14 protein-coding genes are annotated in these 11,664 nt (G+C 29.6%); 8 read left to right on the forward strand and 6 right to left on the reverse strand.

The genetic code is table 11. From position 1 onward, the window contains the following. Positions 1-2: 2 nt before the first annotated feature. Entirely contained in the window at positions 3-860 is an 858-nt protein-coding gene (locus L6653_RS06180) for a hypothetical protein (RefSeq protein ID WP_236785990.1), read from the reverse strand. Positions 861-921: 61 nt separating this feature from the next. Between L6653_RS06180 and L6653_RS06185 the strand changes: the two genes are divergently transcribed. Beyond that, positions 922-1,578, forward strand: coding sequence for a hypothetical protein (locus L6653_RS06185; RefSeq protein WP_236785991.1), 657 nt, complete (start codon positions 922-924; stop codon positions 1,576-1,578). A 67-nt stretch (positions 1,579-1,645) separates the two neighbouring features. Here L6653_RS06185 and L6653_RS06190 read toward each other — a convergent pair whose 3' ends face one another. Then, positions 1,646-2,920: a glucose-6-phosphate isomerase gene (locus tag L6653_RS06190; protein ID WP_236785992.1), complete on the reverse strand. Its 1,275-nt coding sequence runs from the start codon at positions 2,918-2,920 to the stop codon at positions 1,646-1,648. Positions 2,921-3,216: 296 nt separating this feature from the next. On the opposite strand from L6653_RS06190, the gene rbr reads away from it, so the two are divergent. The 4 genes from rbr (at position 3,217) to nagB (ending at position 6,393) form a co-directional block, all read left to right on the forward strand. Beyond that, positions 3,217-3,810 (forward strand): rubrerythrin, encoded by a 594-nt coding sequence (rbr, locus tag L6653_RS06195; protein WP_236785993.1) that lies wholly within the window; start codon positions 3,217-3,219, stop codon positions 3,808-3,810. 161 nt (positions 3,811-3,971) lie between these two features. Next, entirely contained in the window at positions 3,972-4,241 is a 270-nt protein-coding gene (locus L6653_RS06200; protein ID WP_236785994.1) for an ACT domain-containing protein, read from the forward strand. 1 nt (position 4,242) lies between these two features. Further along, complete coding sequence (locus L6653_RS06205; protein WP_236785995.1) at positions 4,243-5,598, forward strand: PFL family protein; 1,356 nt, start codon at positions 4,243-4,245, stop codon at positions 5,596-5,598. 72 nt (positions 5,599-5,670) lie between these two features. Further along, positions 5,671-6,393: a glucosamine-6-phosphate deaminase gene (gene nagB / locus L6653_RS06210; protein ID WP_236785996.1), complete on the forward strand. Its 723-nt coding sequence runs from the start codon at positions 5,671-5,673 to the stop codon at positions 6,391-6,393. A 76-nt stretch (positions 6,394-6,469) separates the two neighbouring features. Here the strand turns inward: nagB and L6653_RS06215 are convergent, their stop codons facing one another. The 4 genes from L6653_RS06215 to L6653_RS06230 form a co-directional block, all read right to left on the reverse strand. Further along, the gene (locus L6653_RS06215) at positions 6,470-6,946 is read right to left on the reverse strand and encodes a hypothetical protein (RefSeq protein ID WP_236785997.1); all 477 of its coding nucleotides are present in this window, start codon (positions 6,944-6,946) and stop codon (positions 6,470-6,472) included. Positions 6,947-7,025: 79 nt separating this feature from the next. After that, positions 7,026-7,547: a sigma-70 family RNA polymerase sigma factor gene (locus L6653_RS06220; protein WP_236785998.1), complete on the reverse strand. Its 522-nt coding sequence runs from the start codon at positions 7,545-7,547 to the stop codon at positions 7,026-7,028. A 503-nt stretch (positions 7,548-8,050) separates the two neighbouring features. Continuing rightward, complete coding sequence (locus L6653_RS06225) at positions 8,051-8,272, reverse strand: DUF2922 domain-containing protein (protein ID WP_236785999.1); 222 nt, start codon at positions 8,270-8,272, stop codon at positions 8,051-8,053. Positions 8,273-8,287: 15 nt separating this feature from the next. Beyond that, a complete protein-coding gene (locus L6653_RS06230; RefSeq protein WP_236786000.1) occupies positions 8,288-8,473 on the reverse strand; it encodes a DUF1659 domain-containing protein in 186 nt (61 codons plus the stop codon). 207 nt (positions 8,474-8,680) lie between these two features. On the opposite strand from L6653_RS06230, the gene L6653_RS06235 reads away from it, so the two are divergent. The 3 genes from L6653_RS06235 to L6653_RS06245 are packed head-to-tail and all read left to right on the forward strand — an operon-like array spanning position 8,681 to position 11,202. Further along, positions 8,681-9,532 carry a class C sortase gene (locus L6653_RS06235; RefSeq protein WP_369806170.1) on the forward strand — a complete coding sequence of 284 codons (852 nt, stop codon included), beginning with the start codon at positions 8,681-8,683 and terminating at the stop codon, positions 9,530-9,532. Next, positions 9,516-10,397, forward strand: coding sequence for a class C sortase (locus L6653_RS06240; RefSeq protein ID WP_236786001.1), 882 nt, complete (start codon positions 9,516-9,518; stop codon positions 10,395-10,397). The genes L6653_RS06235 and L6653_RS06240 overlap by 17 nt, the downstream gene beginning before the upstream one ends. Continuing rightward, a complete protein-coding gene (locus tag L6653_RS06245) occupies positions 10,366-11,202 on the forward strand; it encodes a class C sortase (RefSeq protein WP_236786002.1) in 837 nt (278 codons plus the stop codon). Before L6653_RS06240 ends, L6653_RS06245 begins: the two co-directional genes overlap by 32 nt. The last annotated feature ends 462 nt before the right edge of the window (positions 11,203-11,664 follow it).

Raw genomic sequence — 11,664 nt, forward strand, 5'->3', positions numbered from 1 at the left:
AATCAGCCCTTTTTTTTGTCTTTATGGATGCCCAAAAATATATAATCCAAAAATCCTAGCCTTATTTGGAAAAATATTATTGCAAGGAAAAACACCACAAGCCCTGTTGCTACATATAAAATTGGCCTTGAAAGTTTTAAAAAATTCTCCAAAATTATTTTTACAAAAGGAAAGAGGTATAATAGTCCGCTTAAAAAATATTTTTCAAACTCTACCGGATATATATTTGTTTTTAAAATTAAATAAATTATCAAAATCACAGAAACGTGAAAGCCGATAAATATTTTGTACTTGTCTATAGCAAGAATTTCTATAAAAAATATTAAAACCGTGATTATGTAAAGGTAATTGTTTACTTCTTTTGCAGGCAAAATTCTTGCAAAGGAGAAATAAATAAAAATATAAAACAGGTAATTTTTGTATTCTTCAATTTCTTGCAAATATTTTGTATTGTAGATTACTAAATATAAGATTAGACAAATAATCCCAAGACCCATTGAAAAATAAGAACCAAAAACCTTTGTTGAAAATCTTTCTCCTATATATAAAAGGAAAATTCCCATTAAAAGTAAATAATTTTTAGAAATTATGGAAATAAAATTATCTTTTACTATATTTATATTGTAAATATCTACTTTATTTAATAAAATAAGTATAAGACTTAAAGATATAAGGGGAATAAAAAAATAAAAAACTTTTATATCCCTTTGATTTGAAAAAATTACCGCAAAATATGCACACAAATATACAAAATAAAATTTCGTAAGGGTTACTTTATTAGTAAATAAGGGTAAATATATTATAATCAGTGTAAATATTATTGCTAAAAAATCTGCTATTATTAATTTTTGTTTTTTCATAGTATCACCACTTTGATTATATAATAATATCAGTTTAAAATAAAATTATTTAGGGGAAATTATGGCAAGGAAAAAAAGAAGCGAGCGTTTTGCTGAAAAAAATCAAATACAAAGGCAAGAAAGAAAAGAAAATAGGGGCGAAAGAATAAAAAAATCAAAAAAACCACTTGCTAGGAAAAAGCGCAAGAAAATCAATATTTTTACTCTTGTTCTTATTGTACTAATAATTCTAAGTCCTCTACTAATCTATCAAAAATTTATAAATACACCACAAAGGACAATAAACAAAGCAGTTGAGTCAATACAAAAATTAGATTATGAAGAACAAGAAAAGTACTTTGACAAATTGGTCAAGGTAGAAGATGTATTGAAAGAATCATATTCAACAGATAAAAAAGAACAAGAAGAATTTTTGAAGGCGAATTTTTCTAATTTAAAAATTGACATAATAGATCAAAAAAAGACCAAGGACGGTCTAGAAGTAATTGTTGATGTGACAAATATTTGTTATGTAGATATTTACGATAAATTAGAACACAAAGACGAAGACATACACAAAGAATATGTAAAAAAATTAGAAAATCAAAATCAAGACAAGCTCACCACAACAGCCAAATTAATATTGGACAAAAAATTCACCTACTATAAAATCTACGAATCTAGAGATTTTGTAAATGGAATCTTAGGTGGAGCTTTGAAATATTCAGATAATGATTAAAAATAAAAAGCTGTAGCATCCCTACAGCTTTTTTTGTAAAACACATATATATTATAAAAATTTAATTTTAATATCCAGGTTTACCCAATAATTTAAACATTTGAGATTTATATTCTTCAACTCCAGGTTGGTTGAAAGGATTTACACCTTGCATGTATCCACTTACACCAACAACAATTTCAAAGAAATAGAATAATTCTCCCAAACTTTTTGCAGAAACATCATCAAGTGTTAATAAAATATTTGGAACATTTCCCTTAACGTGGGCAATAATTGTTCCCTCCATTGCCTTTTCATTGACAAAGGACATTTTTTTGCCAGCAAGATAATTCAAACCATCAAGATTTTCCTCATCTTCCATAATAGTAAGGTCCTTACAGGCATTTTCAACCTTTATAACAGTTTCAAATAAATTTCTCTTACCATCTTGAATCATTTGACCAACAGAGTGAAGGTCAGTTGTATTATTTACAGAAACTGGGAAAATTCCCTTACCATCTTTTCCTTCACTTTCAGCAAATAATTGCTTCCACCATTCAGAAACATATTTTAATTTTGGCTCATAATTTACCAAAACCTCAATATCTTTTCCACTTTCATTTAACATATTTCTAATAGCTGCATATTGAATTGCCACGTTTTCATCAAAAGAATCTTTAGTATAATTTTCAATACCATTTCTAAATCCTTGGACAAATTCATCAATATCAATTCCAGCAACACATAAAGGCAAAAGACCAACTGCAGAAATTACAGAAAATCTTCCCCCGATATCATCAGGAACAACAAAAGTTTCATAGCCTTCCTTTGTAGCCAAATCTTTTAAAGCTCCCTTTTTTCTATCAGTTGTAACAAATATCCTTTCCCTAGCTTCTTCTTTTCCATATTTTTCTTCTAATAATTCTTTTACAAATCTAAAGGCAATAGCAGGTTCAGTAGTAGTACCAGATTTTGAAATTACATTAATAGAAAATTCCTTTTCCTTTAGATAATCCAAAAGATCGTGCAAATATTCCCCAGAAATTTGATGACCAGCATAAACTAATTCAGTCTTATCATTTTTTGGAAAATATCCTTTCATAGCATAATCTACAGCTTTTGTACCAAGATAAGATCCACCAATTCCGATAGTAACTAAACAATCAGAATTATTTTGGATTTTTTTGCTAGCTTTTTTAATTCTTTCATATTCTTCAACGTCTAGGTTATTAGGCCTATCAATCCAACCCAAAAAGTCATTTCCTTCTCCATCTTTGTTCATCAAAGTAGAAAAAGCATCAAGACTTTTTTCTTTATAAGAGTCAAGATTTGATAAGTCAACATTATTAAAGTTAATTTTCATTACAAATCCTCCTTTGAATAAATTATACCCAAAAAAAATAATATGGGAAATTTATTTTGCTAATGCATTTTATAAATAAAGTAAAAAATCAAGTCTTATATAAGACAATTCAATAAATTTTTAACATAAAACAAGATATTTAAATAGAAAACATTTACAAATTGATAATGATAATAAAAATCACTATTTAGAATGATTAAAACTTTAGAATGATTCTTGACAAATAAAAAAAATAGTATATACTAATAATTGTAGAGATGACTACGGAAACATATTAAAACAGAAAGGACTTACATATGCCAGAATTAAAAGGAACAAAAACAGCTAGCAATTTAATTACATCTTTTGCAGGTGAATCTCAAGCAACAATGAGATACAACATTGCAGCAAAAATTGCTAAAAAAGAAGGATACGTTCAAATTCAAGAAATATTTGAAGAAACAGCAAGAAATGAACAAGAACACGCAAAAGTATTCTACAAATATTTAAAAGAAGAATTCAAATTAGATGCAATTGAATTAAATCCAGACTATACAGCTTTTCCAGTTGTATATCATGATACATTAACAAACCTTGAAGGTGCAATCGGCGGAGAAAATGAAGAAGCTGAAGATATGTATCCATCATTTGCAAAAGTTGCAAGAGAAGAAGGATTTGAAGAAATCGCAAGAAGCTGGGAACACATTGCTCATGTAGAAGCTGGTCACAGAGATAGATATCAAAAATTACATGACAATATCGAAGCTGGTAAAGTATTCGAAAAAGAAGAAACAATTACATGGAAATGTCTAAACTGTGGATACCTTTACGAAGGTAAAAAAGCTCCAAAGATTTGTCCAGCTTGTAAACATCCACAAGACTTCTTTGAAGTTGCAAACTTTAACTATTAATAAGTAAACATATACACGAAATAAAAAAATAAAAAATAAAAATTAGAATCTTTCAAAAAAAATCCTGCTTATTGCGGGATTTTTTTTGCTCAAAATTATAAAATATTTCAATATTTGCTCTAATGTGCTAAAATATTTGTAAGAAAACAAAAGGAGATAATATGAAAGCTATTTTAACAATAATTGGAAATGATAAACCGGGAATAGTTTATAAGGTGAGCGAATTACTTTATAAATTTAACATGAATATTTTAGATTTTAATCAAACTATAATGGAGAAAAATTTTGTTGGTATTATTAACGTTGATTTGACTAATGCCAATGAATCTTTTGAAACTATAAAAGATGAACTTACAAAATTGGGTGAAGAAATCGGTCTTGAACTAAGACTTCAAAATGAAGATCTTTTTGATAAGATGGCAAGGATTTAGTATGGATACAAAGCAAATTATTGAAACCATAAAAATGCTCGACCAAGAACACCTTGATATTAGAACTATAACCATGGGCATATCTCTTCTTGATTGTGCTGATAGCGATTATAAAAAATCTTGCCAAAAAATTTATGACAAGATGATGAAAGAAACTGAAAATTTTATTAAAACCACAAAACTTGTCCAAGAAATTTATGGGGTCCCTATAATCAATAATAGAATTTCTGTAACACCAATTTCTCTTGTTGCAGCAAGCTCAAAAATTGATGATTATACACCTTATGCAGAAGTTTTGGACAAGGTTGCAAAGGAAGTTGGCGTAGATTTTATAGGAGGATTTTCTGCCCTAGTTCATAAATCTATGACAAAATCTGATAAAATTTTGATAAATTCTATTCCTCATGCTCTTGCTACTACTGATTATGTTTGTTCATCTGTAAATGTTGGTTCAACAAGGTCAGGCATAAACCTTGATGCTGTAAAACTTTTGGGTGAAAAAATAAAAGAGTTGGCAAAATTAACCAAGGACCAAGACTCACTCGGTTGTGCAAAATTTGTTGCCTTTGCAAATGCAGTTGAAGATAATCCTTTTATGGCAGGATCTTTCCTTGGAGTAGGTGAAGGCGATACAGTTATAAACGTTGGAGTTTCAGGACCTGGAGTTGTAAAATCTGCCCTTGAAAAAGATAGGGGAAAACCAATCAACGAAGTTTATGAAACAATCAAAAAAACAGCCTTCAAAATCACAAGAATGGGTGATTTAATTGGACGTGATGTTGCAAAAAGACTTGGCAAAGAATTTGGAATTTTAGATCTTTCTCTTGCCCCAACACCTGCAATTGGCGATAGTGTTGGAAGAATTTTGGAAGAAATTGGAGTTGAAAATGTTGGAGGCCACGGAACAACTGCTGCCCTTGCAATGCTAAATGATGCAGTAAAAAAAGGAGGCCTTATGGCTTCATCATCAGTCGGAGGACTTTCTGGAGCATTTATCCCAGTAAGTGAAGACGAAGGCATGATAAAAGCGGCAGAAGCTGGACATTTAACTTTTGATAAACTTGAAGCCATGACTTCAGTTTGCTCGGTTGGACTTGATATGATTGCAATTCCTGGCGATACACCAGAATCAACAATTTCTGCCATGATTTTAGATGAAGCAGCAATTGGAGTTATAAATCAAAAAACAACAGCCGTTAGGGTTATACCAGTTTATGGCAAGAAAAAAGGAGAATTTGCAGAATTTGGTGGACTTTTGGGCTATGCACCAATTATGGAAATAAATAATTCAAGTGCAGAAAAATTTGTAAACAGGGGAGGAAGAATCCCAGCTCCAGTCCATTCATTTAAAAATTAAACTCTATAAATCTTTCAAAAAAATAAAATTCTAGTAAAATACTAGTATTAATAAAAAGATAAAGGAGAAAAAATGAAAGTAATAGTTTCAGATTCATACGAAGAATTATCAAAAAAAGCAGCTGACCTTTTTATAAGTATATTACAAGAAAAACCCCAATCAAAATTGGGACTTGCAACAGGTTCATCACCAATAGGTTTATATAAAAACCTAATCAAGGCTCAAAAAGAAGGAGAAATTTCCTTTCATTGGGCAAAAACAATAAATTTAGATGAATATGTAGGAATAGATCCAAAAGATGACCAATCATACCAAACATTTATGAACGAAAATTTATTTGACCATGTAAATATCAAAAAAGAAAATACCCACCTACCAAAAGCAGACACAAATGACGAAAAATTTGCAGAAGAATACAATAAATTATTAGATGATTTTGGAACAAGAGATCTACAAGTTCTAGGCCTTGGACCAAACGGACACATAGCCTTCAACGAACCAGGAGAATTTTTAAACAAAAGAACCTCAATAGTAAAACTTGCAGATGCAACAATCGAAGCAAACTCAAGATTTTTTGAAAAAAAAGAAGACGTTCCAAAATACGCCATATCAATGGGAATGGCAGATGCCTTCAATGCAAAAACATTAATAGTAATTGCAAGTGGTAAAAATAAAAAAGAAGTAGTAAAAAAATTAATAGAAGGAAAAGAAATCTCCCCAGATTTCCCAGCATCCTTCCTATCACTTCACCCAAATTGCTATCTCTTCGTAGATAAAGAAGCAATGGGAGAATAAAAAAATGCTCTTGTAGGAAATATTTTCTACAAGAGCATTTTTAATTCAATTTCCAAAAGGATTCAATTAAAAGAAATCACAGAGCAATTTCATCAAAAAAGTCCACAGACTTTCTCATTTTAGACAAATCTCTGGCAAATTTCATATACATAATCTTACTAGCATTGTTAAAATTGTTTTTAAGTGCCCTATCCCTGTTAAGACTTGAAAGAGTCATCCCATTTTTGAGGATAATTGTAGAATTTTCAATATTTTTCACATAATAACAATTTACAAAACCACGCCTTAAATCGTCAATTTCAGTTTGGTTGATTTTAAAAGGAAAAAACACATTAAAAGCATCAATACAATAAGGCAAATTTCTAGAAACTTTGAGAATTTCTCTCATATTTTTGTGCATGAGCTTAATAGAAATTGACCTTTTACCAGCCATATGTTTCAAAAAAACAGTGCAAGTTCTCCTATCAACGTAAACTTTCGAATTTGTATAAATTTCACATCCTATACCAAAACCTTTGATTTCAGTAGGAAGAATTGCTACAATCCTGTCCATAAATCCTCCTTTCCTTAAAGAAGAAAGACTTCTCTAGACATTAAGTGTATAATAAAATAGAAAATAAGTCAATAAAAGACTAAATCAAATCATTATTTTCAAAATATTTTCTAAGTTTTTTAACAATATTGTAATGATAATTAGTAATAGACTTTGTAGAAAGATTTAAAAGTCTGGCAATTTCCTTGTGAGGCAAATTTTTGTCATATTTTAAATACAAAATTTCCCTTTCCTGTTTTTTTAAAGTTTTTATAGCCTTAAAAAGTTCTTCAATTTCAATACTTTTAACAAAATCATTATCAAAAGAACTATCATCTTCGATTTTTTCAATAATTTCAACACCCTTCATATCCCTATCATTCAAAGAATCTACCCTTTCCTTTTTGCATTCATTCAAAAAATAAAAATAAAGCCTATACTTCAAATATCCACCAAAAGATCCCTTTTCAGAATCAAAATCCAAAACAATATCAAAAACCATATCCCTTGCCATAATATAAGCCTCATTTTTATCAAAAATCGGAAACCTATTAGCCATAGAAATCAAAAGAGGTTGGTATTTTTCAATAATCGCATTCAAATTTTCTATACATATCTTCATAAAATTTTCCTAACTGCGATCGCTTAAATTTGTCGACACCATAATTCTAGTAAAAATTTTAAAAAAAGTTTAATCAGATAAAAGCCAATAAAAAGGAAAAAATAAGGCTAAAAGGGTTTTGGCAAGGTGGAAAATAAAATAAATGAGATTTAAGGTGAAAACTTGATATTAAAAGTCACATAGAAAAAAGAAAGTAAAATTTACAAGAGATCTCTCGGCTAAGCTCGAGATGGGTAGCTGACTTATGTATTAAAAAGCTCCAAACAGATTTAATATTCTATTTATTAATTTTAAAGTTAGCAAATATGAAAATAAAAAATAAAAAAAATAAGCAGATTAAATAATTATAAGCTTTAGTAAAAAAATCAAGCATATCACAAACCCATCTCGAGCGTAGTCGAGAGATCTCATAGAAAAATTAAGTTAAAAAGAAAAATCTAAACGAAGCTATTAAAAATATTAAAAAATCACACAAAAAAACCGGGGATTTCCCCGGTTTTCCTTTATCCTATATTAAAATCTTCTCTTGATACACTTTCCATATAGGCCTTGTTTATTGTGCTTACTTTTCCTTCTTTTGTTTGGAGAACTTTTGAATTTATCATTTCCTCCATTTGTGCTTTTACTACTTGATCGTTTAAATCTGCCTTTGGATGGTCGATACTTACCATCTTTGTTTTTCCTTTTGCATCTTTAAATGATAATTTTAGGGTTTTAATTTGCATATTTTCTCCTTTCTATTAATTAATTTTCTCTTCTGTTATTTTTTCAAAACTGTATGATTCAACTTCGCTTAGGGCAATGTATGCACTGGCAAAGTTTTTTAGCTCTTCGTTTGTAAGAGCCTTGTCAAGGTTTGAAAAAGTTCTAGATAATTTTTTTACCTCTTGTCCATTGTTTACTTCAAATTTAATTTTTAGTTTCATATTATCGCTCCTTTCATATATAGATAAGGAAAATCCAGAAAATGTCCATAAAATTTTTATAATTTTTTCGTTTTTATAAAAAATCCTTTATTTATAAGTATTTTTGGTGTAAGATTAATTCTAGTAAGAAATATTAAATTATGGTGATAAAATGAAAAATAAAAGAAAAAATCAAAAAAATCTAATATTTTGTGGAAACTTATATTTTTGGTTGGAATTATCGTTCTTTTGTACCCAATAATATCAAGATTTTACTACAGAATTGATTCAAATAACCAAGTTGAAGTCTTCAACCAAGGTAAATCAAAACTTGATAAGGAAGAAATCCAAAGAAGAATGGGCCTTGCCAAAGCTTACAACGATTCTTTGTCAGGCGGACCTACAAATGATCCTTTTACTGAAAAAAGATATAAGGAAGGTAGGAAAGAATATGCGAGGATGCTTGAAGTTGAGGAAATGATTGGTCATATAGAAATTCCAAAAATAAACCAAGATTTGCCAATTTATGCAGGAACAAGCGAAGACGTTTTGCAAAAAGGCGTGGGCCATTTGGAAGGAACATCTCTTCCAATCGGTGGAAACAATACCCACACAGTTTTAACAGCCCACAGGGGTCTTCCAGAAAAAACCTTATTTACAAATTTGAACGAACTTGAAGTCGGAGATAAATTTTATATTCATAATATTGAAAAGACTTTGGCATATCAAGTTGATCAAATAAAAGTTATAGAACCAAGCAATTTTGAAGATTTGATGATTGCACCAGGTCACGACTATGCAACCCTTTTGACTTGCACACCTTTTATGATAAATTCTCACAGACTTTTAGTAAGAGGTCACAGGGTAGAATATGTAGAAAGTGTAGATGAAGAATTGATTAAAGAAAATAAAACAAATTGGATATTTAGAATATTATTCTTCCTAGCCTTGATTATAATTCTTATCCTTCTTTGGAGAATTAGAAAATTGAGGAAAGAAAACAAAAAAACATCAAGTAAAATTGATCAAATAAAAGAAAAACTAGATAAATTAGGTGAAAATAATGATAAAGAAGACTAATCTAAAGAAAAATCTTCCTTTTATCCTAATATTTTTAGTGGGATTTTTGATTTTTTCCTATCCTTTTATAAGCCAAAAATTTTACGAAATTAAGGCTAATGATGAAATAGTAGTTTTTAATAAAGAAAAAGAAAAAATTGATAAAAAAGAATTAGAAAGAAGGATGGAGCTTGCAAGAATTTATAATCAGACTCTTGACCCATCAAAACTTGTAGATCCATATGATAAAAAAGTAAAAGATGCCAGGGCAGAATATGCAAAAATGCTAGAAGTTCACGAAATGTTGGGTCATGTAGAAATTCCAAAAATTGCGGTCGATCTTCCGATTTATGCAGGAACAAGTGATGATGTTTTGGAAAAAGGAGCGGGCCATTTGGAAGGAACTTCCCTTCCAATTGGGGGCGAGTCAACCCATACGGTTATAACCGCCCACAGGGGACTTCCAAATGCTCTTTTGTTTAGAAACCTAAATCAAATGGTTGAAGGCGATATATTTTATATTCACAATATTAAAGAAACTTTGGCATATAAGGTAGATAAAATTCAGGTTGTAGAACCATCAAATTTTGAGCCGGTTTTGGTTGTAGAAAAAAAAGACTACGCAACCCTTTTGACCTGTACACCATATATGATAAATTCCCACAGACTTTTGGTAAGAGGATACAGGATTCCTTATACCCAAGCCATAGACGATGGAACAGCAAATACACCAAGACTAAAACCAAACTTTTTCCAATTGTTTTTAGTTCTATTGCCAATACTTTTATTTACAATAATGGTATATATAAGAGAAAAAAGAAATTCAAAAATAATGAAAATGGAGGTATTAAAAATTGAAAAGCAAATCCAAGAAAAAGAAATTTAAAATTTTAGGCTTCATTTTGATACTTTTTGGACTAATAACCTTAGCCTTTCCATTTTCAAAAAGAATTTACTCAAATATAGAAAATAAATACAAGATTCAAAGAGTTATAGAAGCCCAAAAAAAAGACGAAAAATTTGATCAAGTCGAAGAAAAAGCCAAAGAATATAACGAGTTAGTAAAAAAATCCGACATATCTATGGTAGATCCCTTTACAAGCAAAAATTTGGGTTCAGTAAATATACTAGAAAATCAAGACGATATATTTGCCTACTTGGTCATACCAAAAATAAACGTAAACTTACCAATATTTTTAGATGCAAGCTATGATCACATGCTAAAAGGAGTAGGACAAGTTTCAGGAACATCAATCCCCGTAGGAGGAAAATCAACTAGAAGTGTCTTGGCAGGACACAGAGGTTGGTGGACAGATATATTTTTACTCTACGCAAATGATTTGGTAGAAGGAGATAGGTTTTATATAAAAAGAGGAGAAAAAACCCTAACATATGAAGTTTTTTCAAAAGAAACAATAAGTCCATATGATTGGGAAAAATTAAGAGTAGTAGAAGGAGAAGATATAGTAACAATCTTAACCTGTACCCCATACCCAGCCTTCACCCACAGACTTTTGATAAATGCAAAAAGAGTAGAAGAAAAAGAAGAAGTCGCAACAAATAAAATCGAAACTACAGAAATAAGCAAAAACGTAAAAATCACAAACTATCTTTATATAGGATTTTTAATAATAGACTTTATTTTGATTATCTTTGTTATAGTAAAACTAATAAAAACAATAATAAAATAAGTGGAAATTATTTAAAAATACAAAAATAGCCTAGCTTAAATAAAGCTAGGTTTATTTTGTTTAAATATTAGTATTTTATATATTAGAAATCAACCCTCCTTATCAAAATAGAATTTTTAAACTTTAGAAATTAAACACCTACACTCACAACCCATCTCGACTAGATAAATATGCCTTGATTTGGCATATTTATCCCTAAAACTAGTGCGAGAGCACGGAGGAATTTGCGTAGCAAATGAGTTTTCATAAGCACGAAGAAGTTTGCGTAGCAAATATGTTTTAGTGTGAGCTAAGCGACTGCATGGAGAGATCTCATTGAAAAATTTGAGGAAAATAAAACAAAACGTAGAAATCACAATGAAAAGAAAAAACAAACATCCAAATAAAATCAGGAGATCTCTCGACAATCTCGAGATGGTATTAACTTCGCTTATTTAATTGTAAATATAACTTATAAAAAAA

The organism is Anaerococcus ihuae, from assembly GCF_928368155.1.
Lineage (GTDB): Bacteria > Bacillota > Clostridia > Tissierellales > Peptoniphilaceae > Anaerococcus > Anaerococcus ihuae.